The organism is Herbaspirillum sp. DW155, from assembly GCF_037076565.1.
Classification (GTDB): Bacteria; Pseudomonadota; Gammaproteobacteria; order Burkholderiales; family Burkholderiaceae_D; genus Herbaspirillum.
Map to the genome: position 1 here is coordinate 2,068,453 of NZ_AP029028.1, position 16,037 is coordinate 2,084,489.

The window sequence follows — 16,037 nt, forward strand, 5'->3', positions numbered from 1 at the left end:
CCTCTACCCGGAGGCAGAGGCGTTAAGAGGCAGCGTCAGCGATTAATCGGCCTTGAGCAGTTCGGCGCCAACAGAAGAGTTTGCGCCGCCACTTTGAGCATAAATAATCAGCTGTGGCGTATTCGCGGTCCAGGAAAACACGGTGCTTTGACCATTGCCGAGATAGCCGCTGTCGGTGACGACTTTGCCGATTAACTTGTCGTAGATGGTCAACCGCAGTTTTGCACCTCCGGTGGTCCGGGCAGTCAGCTTGTAATTCTTGCCGATGACCGGCTTGGCCCAGTTGACGGCCTGCATGCCTCGATTTGAGTAGTTGACCGCAACCGTATTGGAACTGCTGTCGCTGAAGACCACGGCTTGGTCCCATGAGCTGAATTTGGCTTGGCCGCTACCTGACTGTATCGTCCATGCCCCTCGCATTGATAGCAGGTTGAGGTTTTGGTTGGGCGTGAAAGGTTTGCCGTTGCCATCGACCCATCCGCTGGCGCCGGTCACGCGACGCAGGGCCGCCCGAATGGTTTGCAATTCATTTCCCACGACGGCATTCCAACCGTTGGGGGCAGGATTGGCGGCAGATCCAATCTCCGCGTAAATGGCAAAGGGTGTGCCGCGATTGGCATCGACAACATAGGCGCCATAACGCTTGAGCGTTTCTGCGATGCGGCGCAACTCCTCGTTCGTGATCTTGCTGGTGTCGAATGAGGGAGGGAGCATCATCAATGCACCCTCAGGGATTGTGCCGGTATTGAGTGCTTTGGCATGGGCGTCGGCTGATGTGGACGGGAAGACGTATGCCGGATCGGCAGCCAGGGCATTGAAGGTCAGCGACATGCCCAGAGCATGCGGGTAATAGGCAGGCTTTGCTGCAGCTTCATGAGTGCGGATCAGTCCTGCTCCTGCTGGAATTCCGGTCGCGCGTGCGCCCTGATAGTAGTGCGCCGGGTCTGGCCAGCCGCTGCCATTGAGCTTGGTCCAGGCATAAAGCCGTGCGGTCCATTTGCCGTCCTGTTGAGCCAGGCCCCAGAAGGAATGAATGATACCGGTGCTTGGATCGACGATATCTGCATGGGCATCGCCTCCCGGGGCGGGAGTAGTCGCAGCGGGCCAATGCGGGATGGTGATGTCGTGGAATGTCTCCTCGTCGGCGATCTTCAAACTATTGCTGCCGGTTGGGCCTGTGACGGTGACCGGTGGATCGTTCGGAGTCGCCAGAAAAATACCGGTTGAGTAGGCGCCGTTGGTGACGAGCGGATAGTAGTCGGAAGTCGGGATTACATCATTTGAGAAAGTCGGATTAATGGGTCTGCTGTTCCATAGTGAATCCGCTGCAAAAGGTTTGAGGTAGGTGCCCCATTCTTCGGCCCAGCCCGGCATGCATGTCAAGGCGGAGCAACTCAGGACCAGGCAAAGCTTGGCGTGGCGTATCGTGCGAGATTTTCGTTGCATGAGCAATTTCCTGTAACGGTGAAGAGATGGTTCGACTGGAAGCCCGTAGGAATCAAGCGAACCATGAGTCAGATAGAGGACATGGTGATCGGTTCGCTATACCGCTCAAGTATAGCGAGCTTTTATCAAGAAAAGAGAAGACGGAAAGCCGTTTGGATAGACCGGATTCCTTACAGGTTTTTGCCTCGGAGCAAGGTTTAAAAGGAACGTAATAAATATTGTGCAAGTGCAGCAAAAATGGCGATGGGTTGTCGCATAATGCCAAAGTGCACAGTTTTCACAGGAAGGTGTCTGCGTTTTCATGATGCTGCGAAGCAATATAAATTATTGAATATTGTTTTGTGCTCCGCGTAGGGCGATATGGTTGAAATTCTATGGAATTGCGCGCCGCCAGTTGGTCGCGAAAGAATGCGAGCTGGTAATGCCATCTGACTGCGCGGCAAGCCGTTGAGACGACTAACGATAAAAATCCTTGATCCGAAAAAGGAAACAGAAACGATGATGTTCACCTTACTACTGCAAACAATCTTGATCCTGGCGCTCCTGGTACTGGCCATTCCGGTGGCCATCCTGTTGCTGCAGGTACTGGCTGCGCGCTTTGCCCGGACGCGTGCCACACCATTGAGTGCTGCGCGCCCCCGTGTTGCCGTGCTGATGCCGGCGCATAACGAAGCGGGTGGTATTTCCGAGGTGATCGCCGGAGTCAAGGCGCAGTTGCTCGCAGGCGATCGTCTCCTGGTGGTCGCCGACAACTGTTCTGACGCCACGGCCAAGCTGGCGCGGGAAGCAGGAGCAGAGGTCACCGAACGTTTCCATGAACAATTGCGGGGAAAGGGCTATGCGCTGGACCACGGTGTGCGAGAGCTTGCGCAGGATCCGCCTGAAGTACTCATCATCGTCGATGCGGATTGCTACCTGGGCCCCGATGCGCTCGACAAGGTGAGCCGCGCTTGCCTGGAATCGGGGCGTCCGGTGCAGGCGCTGTACCTGATGCATGCGCCAGAGCAATCCAGCCCGATGCGCAGAATCGCCGAGTTTGCCTGGCTGGTAAAGAACCACGTTCGTCCCCTGGGTTTCCAGCGTCTGGCGCAACCCTGCCAGCTTATGGGCACCGGGATGGCCTTTCGCTGGGAGCAGATCCGCCAGGTGGACCTGGCTACCGGTCACATCGTCGAAGACATGAAGCTCGGTGTGGATTCGGCCACCGCCGGTCAACCACCGCAATTCTGTCCTGAGGCGATGGTCTACAGTTTCTTTCCGACCAGCGACAGTGGCGTCACCACACAGCGCACCCGCTGGGAGCATGGCCACCTGAGCGTCATCCAGAGTTACGTGCCGCGCCTGCTGTTGCTTTCGCTTAAGCTGCGCAACGCGGCACTTGCCGCGATGGCGCTGGACTTGTGCGTTCCGCCGTTGGCCTTGCTGGTGATGCTCACGGGGGCTGCCTGGGTGGCGACGCTGCTGACTGCCGTGGCCTTCGGTTTGTCGCTGCCGTTTGTCCTGGCGACGCTGCTGGTGATTGCGCTGGCTTGCGCAGTCTTGCTGGCCTGGGCTGGATTTGCCCGTGGCGTGATCAACCTGGGGCAACTGCTGGGTGCATTTGGCTACGTCGCGCGCAAGATTCCGCTGTATTTCAAATTCCTTTTCAATCGCCAGGTAGAGTGGGTGAGGTCCAAACGTGACTCTGAATGACAATATCCTCGTGGAACCAGCTTCGGCTGCCGTGAGCCGGCCGGCCTTGACCAACCCGGGTCCGGATTTTTCTCGCGATGTCTACTGCATCCTTGGTTTGCCATTTGACCTGGTGAACTTGCAGCAGGCCACCGCTCGTATGCACCAGGCTGCCAGGGAGCGTCGGCGCTGTTTTCTGTCCACCCCCAATCTGAACTTCGTCATTGCGTGTCTGAAGGATCGTCAATTCCGTTCTACCGTCATCCAGAGCAATCTGTCGGTGATCGATGGCATGCCTATCGTCTGGATCGCACGCGCGCTGGGTCTGCCATTCACCGAACGGGTCTCTGGTTCGACCTTGTTCGATTCGCTGCGGATGACGGCAGGCAAGAATGGTGTTGATCCCATGCGCATCTATTTCTTTGGCGGCTTGCCCGGCGTGGGTCAGCAAGCCTGCGAAAAGATCAATGCAGACAAGGGCGGTATGCTGGCCGTCGGGTACGAGACACCGGGGTTCGGCAGTGTCGAGGAAATGAGCACGCCCGAGACCATCAGGCGCATCAATGACAGCCATCCGGATTTCCTCGTGGTGGCACTCAATGCCAAGAAGGGGCAGGAATGGGTCCAGCGCAATCGTGATGATCTGGATGTCGCGCTGATGGGGCATCTTGGTGCGGTGATCAATTTCGTAGCCGGTACCGTTTCGCGTGCTCCGCGCTGGGTGCAGAAGTCGGGCCTTGAATGGGCCTGGCGGATCAAGGAAGAGCCGGCGCTGTGGCGACGTTACTGGAACGATGGGCGCACCCTGCTGCAATTGCTGGCTACGGTTGTGCTGCCTGGCGCACTGGCAGCCCGCCGTCATTCGGTCAGCGCTGCCCGCTACGATGCAGCGCAGGTGGACGTCCGTCTTGAATCCGATCGCGCGCAACTCGTCCTGGGCGGTGCGATCGGCAAGCCCAACATCGATCGCTTGCGATCCGCATTGGCGCAGGTGTGGGCAAAGGGCGCTCCCGTCGCGGTGGAGTGCAGTGCACTCGACCATGTGGACAGCGCTGCCTTGGGGACATTGATCCTGCTCTACGGCGCGTGCGCTGCCACCCAGCGTCCGTGGACCGTGACCGGCGTATCACCCGTTGTGCGCCGACAGTTCGAGCTGCATTGCGCACAGTATTTGCTTGAGCCTTTACAGTAAAGAAAACAAGTGGCATCGGCAGGCTCAGCCGGATTGGACGCGGATGGCGATCCGAATCGCCGATCATTGATCAGCGCCCCGGAGGAGTTTTCGCAAATCTTCGTATGACAAGAAAGGCATAACATGAAAGCGATGATTCTGGCAGCGGGCAAGGGGACCCGCGTTCGTCCCCTGACCTATGCGCTGCCCAAACCGATGATTCCCATCCTGGGCAAGCCAGTGATGGAATATCTCATTGAGCACCTGGTGAAGTTCGGCATCCAGGACATCATGGTCAACGTCAGCTATCTGCATGACCGCATCGAGAATTATTTTGGTGAAGGCCAGCGCTTCGGCGCGCGCATCGGCTATTCCTTCGAAGGCTATGTGGATGACGATGGTCAGGTCTTTCCCGATCCGATCGGCTCGGCCGGCGGCATGAAGAAAATCCAGGAATTCGGCGGCTTCTTTGATGAAACCACGCTGGTCATCTGCGGCGACGCCCTGATCGATCTGGACATCCATTCCGCCTTGTTCGAGCACCGCCGCAAGGGCGCTCTGGTGAGCGTCATCACCAAGGAAGTCCCGATGGAGCAGGTCTCCAGCTACGGTATCGTGGTGGCCGAGAAAGATGGCAAGGTCAAGTCCTTCCAGGAGAAGCCCAAGCAGGAGGAGGCTCTCTCCAATCTGGCCAGCACCGGCATCTACATCATGGAGCCGGCCGCGCTGGATCTGATTCCCAAGGACAAGTTCTTCGACATCGGTTCGGACCTGTTCCCGCTGCTGGTGGAAAAGCAATTGCCTTTCTATGCGCAGAAGCGTTTCTTCAACTGGATCGATATCGGTAACGTCACCGACTTCTGGTCGGTGCTGCAGAGCGTGCTCAAGGGCGAGGTGGCGCAGATGTACGTGCCCGGTACGCAAATTCAGGAAGGCGTCTGGGTCGGTTTGAATACGCGTATCGAGTGGGAAGGTACGACCATCGAAGGGCCCGTCTACATCGGTGCGGGTTCGCACGTAGAAGCCGGGGCAACCATTGTCGGTCCGGCCTGGATAGGGCATGGCAGCCATATCTGCAGCGGTGCAAAAGTCATTCGGAGTGTACTGTTCGAGTATACTCGCGTGGCCAAGGAAACCGTCTTTGAAAACAGTGTCGTTTATGGCGCTTACAGCGTCACCCATGAGGGTGAGATGAAACACACCTCCGAACAAACAGACGCGCAATGGAACGATGCACGGGATCGCCGTCTCAAACCGCGCGGGACACATCAGGAAATCAGGAGTGCTTAATGTCTAATACCAAAATCTATCCCGTCATCTTGTCCGGTGGTTCGGGAACCCGCCTGTGGCCGCTCTCCCGCGCCGCGTATCCCAAGCAGTTCCTGCCTCTGGTGAGTGACCAGACCATGCTGCAGGAAACGGTAGCCCGCGTGGGCTCTTGGGCAGAAGTCCAGGCGCCCACCATCGTGTGCGGCAACGAGCACCGCTTCATGATCGCCGAGCAGTTGCGCGAGATCGGCGTGCGTCCGCTGAGCATCATGCTCGAACCCCAGGGCCGCAATACCGCGCCTGCCGTGGCTGCTGCCGCTTTGCACCTGCAGCGTCTGGACCCGGAAGCGGTCATGCTTGTGCTTCCGGCGGATCACGTCATCAAGGATGTGCTGTCCTTCCATGAAGCTGTGCGACGGGCGCTGGCGTCTGTACAGAACGGTGCGCTGGTCACCTTCGGTATCGAACCTACCGGGCCGGAGACGGGATATGGCTATATCCTGCGTGGCGCCGCCGATACCGCCGGCAGCGGCAACTACCTGGTCGACAGCTTTGTCGAAAAGCCGGACCTGGCCACCGCTACCGATTTCCTGAAGAAGGGCGGTTACTACTGGAACAGCGGGATGTTCCTCTTCAAGGCGCGCGATTATCTGGCCGAGCTCGAGGCCCATCGTCCTCTGATTGGCGCTGCCGTCAAGGAAGCCGTGGCCAAGGCCTACACCGACCTTGATTTCTGCCGGCTCGAAGAGACCGCTTTTGCGGCTTCGCCTTCCGAGTCCATCGATTACGCAGTGATGGAAAACACTGCGCGTGCCGTGGTGGTGCCCGCCAGCATCGGCTGGAGCGATGTCGGCTCCTGGAGCGCGCTGCATGAAGTTCTGCCGGCCGATGCCGATGGCAACGTGGTGCGCGGTGACGTGCACCTGAATCAGGTCAAGAACACCTTGGTGCGCGCCGAAAGCCGGATGGTGGCGGTGCTTGGCGTAGAAGATCTGGTGGTGGTGGAGACCGACGATGCGGTGCTGGTTGCCAACCGCGAAAAAGTCCAGGAGGTAAAGGCCTTTGTCGACAAGCTCAAGAATGCCAAGCGTACCGAACACGTGCATCACAAGCGCGTCTTCCGCCCGTGGGGCAGCTATGAGAGCGTCGACTCCGGTGAGCGCTTCCAGGTCAAGCGCATCATCGTCAAGCCGGGCGAGAAGCTCTCCCTGCAGATGCATTACCACCGCGCCGAGCATTGGGTGGTGGTCAGCGGCTCGGCCCTGGTCACGCGGGGTGAAGAGGTGACGCTGCTGAGCGAGAACGAGTCGATCTATCTGCCCATCGGCGTGACCCACCGTCTGGAGAATCCGGGCAAGCTGCCGCTGCATCTGATCGAGGTGCAATCGGGAAGCTATCTGGGTGAGGATGACATCGTGCGATTTGATGACGTCTACAAGCGCGCCTGAGGTTGCGTGAGTCCATGAAAAAAGGAGAGCTTCATGCTCTCCTGCGGCGGTCTTAGCCGTTGGCAATGGCCTGATGCGATGGTGCGGCAGCAGCAGTGCGTCGGTCGTTGACGCTGCGCGCATGCAGGGCCACCAGCCGCGCCGCTAGCGCCGGGGCCCCCTGAATGCAGGCCGGATGCTTCCACGTGCCCTTGACGAAGAGGGTGCGGTCCAGCGCATCAAGGAAATGATCGATGCGCGCGGACATCATCTCATCCACACCACCGGCGGCGCGGCCAACGGTAGCATCAAGCTGCACCAGATCCTTGACCACGAAGGCGATCTCGGGTTTTGAGTAGAACGACTCACCCAGCACGACTGTCGGCTTCTTGCGGCGGACCGCCTGCAGGCCCACCGACGAGTTGATGACAAAGACCATGGTGGCACGATCCAGCAAGAGTTCGATATCGAACTTGCGCAGCCAGATGACGTCCGGATACTTCTGCCGCAGCGCGCTGTAGTCATAGCGGCCGAGATCTTCCGGATGTTCCTTGACGATGATGGGGTAGTCAGGGCCGCAGGTACGTCGGATGGCGGCATACACGGTCTCGAAGAATTCTTCCACCGAATGTACCAGTTTTGAATTGAGCAGCACCTGGGTATCGTCATGTACCTGTAGCGGTACGAACGCAAATTGCTCCGGCAGCGTTACGTGATCATTGGGTATCGCGGCGCGCTGGCGCTTGATCTTCCAGGTCTTGATGCGGCTAAAACCGCGCTGTTCCGGATACTGGGTGTAATAGCCGAGATTGGTGCGGTGGGCCAGTGCAATGCTGGCCAGTTGCGTGCGCGTGAGCGGACGCAGCAGGAACGACGGGGCGGCGGTCTCGGTCTCGTCCGAAACTGTCTGCGCTTGCGCCAGAACGGCATCATAGTCCAGCAGAGCCAGCGTGGCCGAGGCGTTCACACCAGCCAGGTCGGCTTGCAGCGTATTGGCGAAGTAACCGTTCTCCAGATAGACCACGGGAATGCCGTGGCGTCGCGACAGGGTGGTGATGACCTGGCCGATATGGTCCTGTCCATTCCAGACTACGAACAGATCGGGTTGCTCGTTTTCGATAAATCGACGAACGTAGCGCGCCACGGTATTGACACGGCCATGCCACTCGCCGATGCTGCCGCCGTGCTTGGTCTGCATGAATCCGACCATGGCTTGCACTTCATCTTGTGTAAAGACGGTCTCGGCCAACTGGGCCGTGCCATCGAGCGTCTCCAGGTTGCGCGGATAAAGCTGGTCGGTATTCTTGGCCAACAGCTTGTGATCGTGAGGCAGGAAATTCAGGTAGCGGACCTGATGGCCGTGACGTTTTTCCAGGCAGTTGCCGGTGCTGAGCATGAGCGGCACGAACATGTCGGCCAGGACGAAGATGGCGATTTTCATGGTAGGCATCCGTTCGCAGTAAGGGTCATTTCTTGATTCGTTTGAAGGCCAGGCGGAAGAATTCCTTGGCCGCAGCGCGCTGGAACAGGGCCACGGTCAACACCCAGAACAGCAGGCCGATACCGGTCAGCAGCGCGAAGAGCAGGGTTCCTGTGGCCGCAATGCGGTCCCGGCACAGCAGGATGCAGAACATCATCCCCACACTGGAAAGCAACGAGGGCAACAGCGCCGACAGGAATTGCTTCAGTCCCACACCGATGAGCCGGCAGGCAAAATGGAAGGTCGGGAAGGCCATGATGACCGACACCGCCAGATAAGCCATGGCCAGCCCCTGTGCGCCACCCTGTCGCGCACCCAGCACATAGGCCAGCACGTAAAGCGGGGTGCCGACCAGCGACAGGCGCAGCATCCATCCGGTCTTGCCCAATGCCATGAAGACCGGCGCGGCCACGCTGGTGATGACTTGCAGATAGCCCACCAATCCCAGGAACAGCAGGATGTCTCCGACCAGCGACCACTTCGGTCCGAGGAAGACCGCCACGAACAGATCCGACAGGCTGGCCACCCCGAACATCATCGGTGCCGCTACGAAGGAGATCAGGCTTAGCGAGCGAAGTGCCAGGCTGGAGAGGTAGGCCTGGTCATCCTGGCGGCGGCTCATCACTGGAAACAGCGAGCGCACGGCCACCCACGAGATGTTCTGCACCGGGAACAGCATCAGCTTGTAGGCCAGCGAATAATTGCCGAGGATGGTGGCGCCCAGCATCTTGCCGACGACGAAACTGTCGGCATTGCGGAACACATAGGCGGCCATCTGGTTGCCCGCCATGGCGCCACTGAAGGAGAAGACGCTGCGCACCGAAGCGCGGTCGAAGATCATCTTTGGCCGCCAGGGAGAATAGCGCCACAGCAGCAGCGTAGTGCAAGCCGCCGTCATGACCGCCTGCGCCGTCAGACTCCATACGCCCGCGCCACGGAACGCCATGACCAGCGCAATGGCCAACGCCAGCAAGGAGGCTGCCGATTCGATGCCGGCGATGAGACGAAAGCGCGATACCCGCTCTATGAGTGCCTGGTGCACCATGGAACTGGCGGCAATCGGGAAGGTAATCGCCAGTACCCACAGCACATGCTTCAGACGCGGTTCATGGAAGGTGGCCGCCATGAACGGCGCGGCTACCCAGAGCATGAGCATGAGCACCAGGCCGCCGATCATGTTGAGCCAGAAGACCGAGGAACTGTCGTTCTCGTGCAGCTCCGCCTTCTGGATGATGGCAGCTGCCGTGCCCATGTCGCGCAGGATGAAGGCCAGGTTGGTTGCAATGCCGGCCATGGCCATCAAGCCATATTCGGACGGCGGTATAAGACGCGTCAACACGAACATGTTGACGAGCTGCGAACCTATCTTGACGAACTGGGTGACCGCAATCCAGCGGACGTTGGATGCTGCACTCATGCTGACGCTTGCTTGCGGTCACGGCAGGGCGCAGCAGCTCCTGCATCCGGCACAGTGGAGCTGGCGTTGATGTGCGCCCCCATGCTCAATGCGTATCCAGTTCAGGCAGGCTCTTGACCAGATCATCCACCGCCTTGACCTGTTCCAGGAAGGCCTTGAGCTGCGACAGGCGCAGTGCGCTCGGGCCGTCGCACAGTGCCTTGGACGGATCCGGGTGGGCTTCCAGGAACAGGCCTGCAATGCCCAGTGCCATGCCGGCACGCGCCAGTTCGGTCACCTGGCCACGGCGGCCGCCCGATGCGGCAGCACCGGATTCACGTTGCTGCAGGGCGTGGGTCACGTCGAAGATCACCGGCTTGTTGCCGCTGACCTGTTTCATTACGCCGAAGCCCAGCATGTCGACCACCAGATTGTCATAGCCGAATTGCGCACCACGGTCGCACAGCATGACGTTGGTGTTGCCGCCTTCTTCGAACTTCTCGACGATGTTCTTCATCTGCGGCGGGCTGACGAATTGCGGCTTCTTGATGTTGATGACCTTGCCGGTCTTGGCCAGCGCGATCACCAGGTCGGTCTGGCGCGCCAGGAAGGCGGGCAGTTGCAGGACGTCACAGACGCTGGCCACCTCGGCAGCCTGGTAGGGTTCGTGCACGTCGGTCAGGACCGGCACGCCGTGGGCTTTCTTGACCGCTTCAAAGATCTTCAGGCCGGCTTCCAGGCCAGGGCCGCGGTAGCTCTTGATGGAAGAGCGGTTGGCCTTGTCGAAGGAAGCCTTGAAGACGTAGGGAATGCCCAGTTCCTTGGTGATACGCACATATTCACCGCAGACGTCGACGGCGAATTGTTCGGATTCCAGCACGTTGATGCCGCCGAACAGTACGAAGGGCAGTTCGTTGCCAACCTGAATCTCATTGATCTTGATCATGTTCCATTTCCTCATGCAGGAGCTTATTTTCAAATTCCGGCGCCATTGCGTTCGCGCCGGAGAGGGAGAATACGTTGATTTGCGCCGTAATTACAGTCGCTTTGCATCCAGCAGCTTGAGTACGCCCACCACATGCTGCTGCGCATTGAGCGCCACCAGGGCGGTGATGTTCAGTTCCAGCATCTTGGCTTCGGCGTCGACGAACATTTCGTCTTCGGCGACGGTCTTGGGCGAGGTGTTCATCAGGTCGGCGGCAGTGATGTGATAGATGTCCTTGCGGGCCGCCAGGGCGCGACGCAGGTCACCGTCGGTAATGACGCCGCACAGCTTCTGGCGGTTGCCGTCGGCGCTGACCAGGGCCATGCCCAGGCCGCCTTCGGTCATCTGGCCGATGACGTCGATGATCGGGGTATCGCGCATCACCCAGGGGACCTGGGTATGCATCACATCCTTGACGCGGGTCAGCAGGCGCTTGCCCAGGCTGCCGCCAGGGTGGAAGCGGGCGAAGTCGTTGGGCTTGAAATCGCGCTTTTCAATCAGCGCCACTGCCAGCGCATCGCCCATGACCAGGGTGGCGGTGGTCGAAGTGGTGGGCGCCAGGTTGTTCGGGCAGGCTTCACGCACCACCGAGACATCCAGTACGACGTCGGCATTCTTGCCCAGCGTGGAATTGCGCTTGCCGACCAGGGCGATGATGCGCAGACCGAAGTGGCGCAATGACGGGATCAGGCGGATGACTTCTTCGGTTTCGCCGCTGTAGGAGATCAGGATGGCCGTATCGGCCTCAGTGAACATGCCGAGGTCGCCGTGATAGGCCTCGCCCGGATGCACGAAGAACGAGGAGGTGCCGGTGGAGGCGAGGGTGGCGGCGATCTTGCTGCCGATGATGCCGGACTTGCCCATGCCGGAGACGATCACGCGGCCGCGGGTGGTGTACATCAGTTCGACTGCCTGCTCGAATTCCTCGGCCAGGCGTTCGGCGATCATGTTCAAGGCTTGCGCCTGTTCCCGGAAGACCCGGATACCGGTTGTTCTCATGCTGTTCTCACTTGAGTCACTTGTTGGATAAGGGAGGTCACTGGGTCATGCGGCTCATGGCCTGGGCATAACCGGCAACGCTGTCATAGATGGCAGAACGGTTCTGTGCGTTCAATACGCTATCGGAAAATTCGCGGAAGGCGCCATGTCCGCCGGCCTTGGCCAGCACCACGCGCGCGTGCTGCTTGACGTAATCCGGCGCGTCCCCCACGGCGACCGGCCAGCCGCAGGCGGCAAAGCCGGGCAGGTCGATGCTGTCGTCACCGATCATGGCGGTGGCGTCGGGAGCGACTTCGTAATGGGCCATGATGGCGCGACAGGCCGCGGCCTTGTCCTTGGCGCCGAGGTGGAAGACGGTGATGCCCAGGTCGGCCAGGCGGCGGCGCAGCGTGGCCGAGTCGCGCCCGGAAATGACGGCTACGTTCACGCCGGCTTCCTGCAGCATCTTGATGCCCATGCCGTCGCGCACGTGGAAGCGCTTCAGGCATTCACCGCTGTCGTCGTACCAGATGCCGCCATCGGTGAGCACGCCATCGATGTCGGTGATGACCAGTTTCACGTCAGCCAGACTGCCGGCATCCAGTGCCGGGTCGGGCAGGCCGGACATCAGTGCGCGTACGCGCTCCAGGCAAGCCGGCGTATCGACGCCGGGTGCGGCGTGATCGACTTCGATCACGCGGATCTGCCAGCCGGCATCCATGATGCGCAGCTGTTCCAGCATCTCGGCGCCTTCCAGTTCGCTGGGCGGCAATCCGGGAAAGGCGGCCAGCAGTTCGTCACGATAGGCATAGACGCCGATGTGCTTGAAATAGCGGGTCTTGCCGGTGGATTCGCGCTCGAAGGGGATGCGTGCGCGGCTGAAGTACAGGGCGTCACCGGCGCGGTTGCGTACCACCTTGACGGTGTTGGGATTGTCCGCCTCGGCTGCGGTAATCGGGTGACACAGCGTGCCCGCTTGTACCTGCGGCGCCGCCAGCATGGCCTGCAGCAGCCTGCGCAGATGCTCCGGATTGACCAGCGGCTCGTCGCCCTGCACGTTGAGATAGAGGTCGGCCGGGTGATGTTGCATCACTTCGCGCAGACGGTCGGTCCCGGAAGGGTGGTCCGGCGAGGTCAGCAGGGCCTTGCCGCCGAAGGCGGTGACGGCAGCGACGATGCGCTCATCGTCGGTAGCGACCACCACGTCGGCGAGCTCTTCCAGACCTTTTACGCGCTCGTAGACGTGCTGGATCATGGGTTTGCCCAGGATGTCAGCCAGCGGCTTGCCTGGCAGGCGGCTGGAGCCGAAACGGGCGGGAATGACGGCGATACAGCGCATGCCGGGCCTCATGCACGAATGGCGGCGGGGCAGGGCTTGCTTCCCTGCATCGCGGCGATGGTGTCGTCATTGGCTTGCTGCGTGCCAGAGCGGCAAGAGGAGTTTCGGATGCTGGAAGTCTCGGGCCTGCTCGATACCGTGGTCATGGAAGCGCTTTCAGATGAGAGGGATGGATCCATTCAGAAGCACCGGCCGCCGGTGCCAACATGCCAACCGCTGGCGGCGACCGCCCGGCATCGATTCCATTGTTGAGGTCCCTGCCAACACGGCGGCCGCACTGACAGAAGCTTGGGTTCCCCCTGCATCGCTCTCTGGTCCGGCATGTCGGCATTTGCTTTTATCATGAATCGAAGTCGGATCCGCTTCCCCCGGCCGTCGAACCGGCACTGCCGTGAGGAAGTGTGATGCTTCTTGAAGCCAGCCCGACCGGATCGGATGCGGGGGGAAACTTCCGGGCTGTTTTGCCGATTGGAAATTTTTCGCGGCATTTAATCGCAGTTGCTGGCTTGTTCGGCAAATTTATCATATTGTTGCGCTGCACAGTCGCCTTTTTCATGCAAAACATCTGCTGAAACATGGCAAACTTTTTGTTATCAAGGTGTGAACTTTTCTTCCTCTTTGATGACAAGACGGCAAGATCGCAGCGGATGCTGATAGAAGGTTCATGAATGACCGATTTTGAAAGGAATATTGATGTCGCAGGACCCTGACTGGCTGGCTGACCTGGCGCGCTACAACCTGCGCCGTCCGTTCTTGAAGGAGCAATCGATCTGGGCCCTCTGGGTCTATCGCTGGGGGCGGCGTATCGAGGCGCGTCCGGCGGGTCTGGTGCGCAAGCTGCAGAACGCAGTGTATTGGCCTGTATTTCGCCTCACTGAGACGGCCTTCGGGATCAGCCTGCCACGCGGCGCGAAGATCGGCCCGGGGCTGAGGATCTGGCACTTCGGCAATATCTTCATCAATGAACAGGCGGTCATCGGCGCGCGCTGCACGCTGCGTCAGGGCGTGACCATCGGCAACCGACATCCGGACGGCCCTTCGCCCGTCATCGGCGATGATGTCGAATTCGGTGCTTATGCCCAAGTGCTGGGTGGTGTGCGGCTGGGGGACGGCTGCAAGGTGGGTGCCATGTCGGTCGTGCTGCACGATGTGCCGGCAGGGGCTACCGTCGTAGGCGCGCCTGCACGGGTTGTTTCTGCCGGCGCACCCGATCCGCAGTAAGCGCTGCAGTACTCTCCCAAGGCATCAGGGGCGCCGTGGCGCCCCTGATGCTTTTCTGATCCCGCTTTACGAAAAAACGCCCGACTTGTCGGGCATTTTTCATAAGGATTGCTCCCGTGCCGGCTGATCAGGCAGCAGCCATGCCGGTCGGCAGAGCCGACGCGTTCTTTTCGTTGCGGCGACGGCGCAGAGCCATCATGCCCACGAAGGCCAGACCGCCCAACATCATGGCGGTGGTCGAGGCTTCCGGTACGGAAGAGGTCAGGGTCAGCAAGCCGCTATAGGGGCCCTTGCCGGTAACCACCAGTTCATAGTTGCCCACGGTGAGGCGGCTGGTGTCGATCGCGTAAGTGGTGACGGTCTTGTTGCCAAGGGTATTGCTGAGTACGGTGCTGCTAACGGTAGTGTGGTTTGTCAGATCATTGAGAACAAAGGTCTTCACGCCACCGTTGGTGGAGGTGACGAAGCTGGCAGTAACCGTGGCGGAAAGATCGCTCAGGCTGGTGATGGAGAAATTGTAGGTGTCATTGAAGGGGTGGCTCAAAGCGTAGCTGGCCACACCGAAGGTGGCGCCCCCCGAACTGACGTCCAGATTGAAGGTGGCGGCGTTGGCTGCACCGCCAGCCAGGGCAAGTGCCAAAGTGATGGCAGAAGTTGCGAGAAGCTTTTTCATGGGATCAATCCTTAAAGTTTAAGACTATTTATGAAGAGGATTGCGCGTGGCGCTTTCCATTCCAAAACCAAATCAACTCACTTTGATGCCGGATTGCCCTGCGACTTTACCCCCTTGTCCCAGTCAATCTTCTTATTGTCAGAAGCGCAAAAAAAGTGCCGCTGTCTCCTGATTTCCTTACATCTGTAACAAACCATGTGTTGATGTCGGAACTATAACATTTTGGTTCGCGTACAAGCAATAGAAAATGAAGAAAAAACGCCAACTTTCTGTTTTTCGTAACCGGCTGGAAACCCGCTACAGGCAAGGATTTCACTAATTTCTATGGGGCACTATTGATGAGTAATGCACTGCGGAAATGAACTGATCCGTATGGAAATAAAATTGTCGAATTAATAATGGGTGTGCTCGCATTTTATTGTGTAAAAATTAACTGAATGGCGCTATCTCTCTTCGATATCACTTGGAGGGTAAGGCGCTTATTTACATCTTTGCGCGCTGAGATTTGATTCCCGCTTGAAAGGTTTTGTTGTGGGCAACTCGCATTTTGTTTTGGTGGCTGTGCGTGCAAGGGATGCTGTATATGAAGTGCCTTGCGCCAACTTTCTCATGAGGTTGAAAGATAAGCACGGAGCCTCGGCAGGCATGTGAAGAGAAGGGGGGCTTGGATGAGTCTGTGTGAAAAGAAAATTCTGCTCCAGCGTCTCCAAGGGGTTTTAATTTGTTGAATATTTATTATGATGTGCTTGAATGGCGCGGTATGAAAAAAGGATCTTTTAGGCAATGATGCTTGGCGTTAATTGAAATAGGCTGCATGATATTGCATTTTAGCTATATTTCCGAAATCAAAAACATTGACCGGCAGTAAGGACTATGGCGTTCGTTCCGGTGCGTTTGAGCGGGGGCTCGGACCCACCGGTTCACCTTGGGGGAGGTGGGGCTGATTGACGAGCTCCCAGCCTGCGAGAAATCCCATTTATT

14 protein-coding genes are annotated in these 16,037 nt (G+C 58.9%); 7 read left to right on the forward strand and 7 right to left on the reverse strand.

Annotated features, from left to right (window positions below; translation table 11 throughout):
* Nucleotides 1–42 precede the first annotated feature (42 nt).
* Nucleotides 43–1,446, reverse strand: coding sequence for an Atrophin-1 multi-domain protein (locus tag AACH55_RS09410; protein ID WP_338719148.1), 1,404 nt, complete (start codon nt 1,444–1,446; stop codon nt 43–45).
* Nucleotides 1,447–1,947: 501 nt separating this feature from the next.
* Here AACH55_RS09410 and AACH55_RS09415 point away from each other — a divergent pair.
* The 4 genes from AACH55_RS09415 to AACH55_RS09430 all read left to right on the forward strand — a co-directional run bounded on the left by AACH55_RS09415 (nt 1,948) and on the right by AACH55_RS09430 (nt 7,005).
* Nucleotides 1,948–3,138, forward strand: a complete 1,191-nt coding sequence (locus AACH55_RS09415; protein ID WP_338720238.1) for a glycosyltransferase family 2 protein — start codon at nt 1,948–1,950, stop codon at nt 3,136–3,138.
* Entirely contained in the window at nt 3,125–4,309 is a 1,185-nt protein-coding gene (locus tag AACH55_RS09420; RefSeq protein WP_338719149.1) for a WecB/TagA/CpsF family glycosyltransferase, read from the forward strand. Before AACH55_RS09415 ends, AACH55_RS09420 begins: the two co-directional genes overlap by 14 nt.
* 132 nt (nt 4,310–4,441) lie before the next feature.
* Nucleotides 4,442–5,578, forward strand: coding sequence for an NDP-sugar synthase (locus AACH55_RS09425; protein WP_338720240.1), 1,137 nt, complete (start codon nt 4,442–4,444; stop codon nt 5,576–5,578).
* Nucleotides 5,578–7,005 (forward strand): mannose-1-phosphate guanylyltransferase/mannose-6-phosphate isomerase, encoded by a 1,428-nt coding sequence (locus AACH55_RS09430; RefSeq protein WP_338719150.1) that lies wholly within the window; start codon nt 5,578–5,580, stop codon nt 7,003–7,005. The genes AACH55_RS09425 and AACH55_RS09430 overlap by 1 nt, the downstream gene beginning before the upstream one ends.
* Before the next feature lie 52 nt (nt 7,006–7,057).
* Here the strand turns inward: AACH55_RS09430 and AACH55_RS09435 are convergent, their stop codons facing one another.
* The 5 genes from AACH55_RS09435 to kdsB all read right to left on the reverse strand — a co-directional run bounded on the left by AACH55_RS09435 (nt 7,058) and on the right by kdsB (nt 13,162).
* Nucleotides 7,058–8,425 (reverse strand): capsular biosynthesis protein, encoded by a 1,368-nt coding sequence (locus AACH55_RS09435; RefSeq protein ID WP_338719151.1) that lies wholly within the window; start codon nt 8,423–8,425, stop codon nt 7,058–7,060.
* Nucleotides 8,426–8,450: 25 nt separating this feature from the next.
* Nucleotides 8,451–9,881 carry a lipopolysaccharide biosynthesis protein gene (locus tag AACH55_RS09440; RefSeq protein ID WP_338719152.1) on the reverse strand — a complete coding sequence of 477 codons (1,431 nt, stop codon included), beginning with the start codon at nt 9,879–9,881 and terminating at the stop codon, nt 8,451–8,453.
* An 85-nt stretch (nt 9,882–9,966) separates the two neighbouring features.
* Nucleotides 9,967–10,806: a 3-deoxy-8-phosphooctulonate synthase gene (kdsA, locus tag AACH55_RS09445; protein WP_338719153.1), complete on the reverse strand. Its 840-nt coding sequence runs from the start codon at nt 10,804–10,806 to the stop codon at nt 9,967–9,969.
* Between the two features lie 90 nt (nt 10,807–10,896).
* Nucleotides 10,897–11,844, reverse strand: a complete 948-nt coding sequence (locus AACH55_RS09450) for a KpsF/GutQ family sugar-phosphate isomerase (protein ID WP_338719154.1) — start codon at nt 11,842–11,844, stop codon at nt 10,897–10,899.
* Between the two features lie 37 nt (nt 11,845–11,881).
* Nucleotides 11,882–13,162, reverse strand: a complete 1,281-nt coding sequence (gene kdsB / locus AACH55_RS09455; RefSeq protein WP_338719155.1) for a 3-deoxy-manno-octulosonate cytidylyltransferase — start codon at nt 13,160–13,162, stop codon at nt 11,882–11,884.
* Between the two features lie 108 nt (nt 13,163–13,270).
* Between kdsB and AACH55_RS09460 the strand changes: the two genes are divergently transcribed.
* From AACH55_RS09460 to AACH55_RS09470, 3 genes are all read left to right on the forward strand, one after another.
* Nucleotides 13,271–13,414: a hypothetical protein gene (locus AACH55_RS09460; protein WP_338719156.1), complete on the forward strand. Its 144-nt coding sequence runs from the start codon at nt 13,271–13,273 to the stop codon at nt 13,412–13,414.
* Nucleotides 13,415–13,566: 152 nt separating this feature from the next.
* On the forward strand, nt 13,567–13,734 hold the full coding sequence (locus AACH55_RS09465) for a hypothetical protein (RefSeq protein WP_338719157.1): 168 nt from the start codon (nt 13,567–13,569) through the stop codon (nt 13,732–13,734).
* Nucleotides 13,735–13,855: 121 nt separating this feature from the next.
* On the forward strand, nt 13,856–14,383 hold the full coding sequence (locus AACH55_RS09470; protein WP_338719158.1) for a serine acetyltransferase: 528 nt from the start codon (nt 13,856–13,858) through the stop codon (nt 14,381–14,383).
* Nucleotides 14,384–14,510: 127 nt separating this feature from the next.
* Here AACH55_RS09470 and AACH55_RS09475 read toward each other — a convergent pair whose 3' ends face one another.
* Nucleotides 14,511–15,056 carry an FxDxF family PEP-CTERM protein gene (locus AACH55_RS09475; RefSeq protein WP_338719159.1) on the reverse strand — a complete coding sequence of 182 codons (546 nt, stop codon included), beginning with the start codon at nt 15,054–15,056 and terminating at the stop codon, nt 14,511–14,513.
* Between the last annotated feature and the right edge of the window lie 981 nt (nt 15,057–16,037).

What these genes read in the sequence shown, in the direction of transcription:
- AACH55_RS09410 (WP_338719148.1), bottom strand. Translation starts at nt 1,446, where the DNA reads ATGCAACGAAAATCTCGCACGATACGCCACGCCAAGCTTTGCCTGGTC.
- AACH55_RS09415 (WP_338720238.1), top strand. Translation starts at nt 1,948, where the DNA reads ATGTTCACCTTACTACTGCAAACAATCTTGATCCTGGCGCTCCTGGTA.
- AACH55_RS09425 (WP_338720240.1), top strand. Translation starts at nt 4,442, where the DNA reads ATGATTCTGGCAGCGGGCAAGGGGACCCGCGTTCGTCCCCTGACCTAT.
- AACH55_RS09430 (WP_338719150.1), top strand. Translation starts at nt 5,578, where the DNA reads ATGTCTAATACCAAAATCTATCCCGTCATCTTGTCCGGTGGTTCGGGA.
- AACH55_RS09435 (WP_338719151.1), bottom strand. Translation starts at nt 8,425, where the DNA reads ATGAAAATCGCCATCTTCGTCCTGGCCGACATGTTCGTGCCGCTCATG.
- AACH55_RS09440 (WP_338719152.1), bottom strand. Translation starts at nt 9,881, where the DNA reads ATGAGTGCAGCATCCAACGTCCGCTGGATTGCGGTCACCCAGTTCGTC.
- kdsA (WP_338719153.1), bottom strand. Translation starts at nt 10,806, where the DNA reads ATGATCAAGATCAATGAGATTCAGGTTGGCAACGAACTGCCCTTCGTA.
- AACH55_RS09450 (WP_338719154.1), bottom strand. Translation starts at nt 11,844, where the DNA reads ATGAGAACAACCGGTATCCGGGTCTTCCGGGAACAGGCGCAAGCCTTG.
- kdsB (WP_338719155.1), bottom strand. Translation starts at nt 13,162, where the DNA reads ATGCGCTGTATCGCCGTCATTCCCGCCCGTTTCGGCTCCAGCCGCCTG.
- AACH55_RS09460 (WP_338719156.1), top strand. Translation starts at nt 13,271, where the DNA reads ATGCTGGAAGTCTCGGGCCTGCTCGATACCGTGGTCATGGAAGCGCTT.
- AACH55_RS09465 (WP_338719157.1), top strand. Translation starts at nt 13,567, where the DNA reads ATGCTTCTTGAAGCCAGCCCGACCGGATCGGATGCGGGGGGAAACTTC.
- AACH55_RS09470 (WP_338719158.1), top strand. Translation starts at nt 13,856, where the DNA reads ATGTCGCAGGACCCTGACTGGCTGGCTGACCTGGCGCGCTACAACCTG.
- AACH55_RS09475 (WP_338719159.1), bottom strand. Translation starts at nt 15,056, where the DNA reads ATGAAAAAGCTTCTCGCAACTTCTGCCATCACTTTGGCACTTGCCCTG.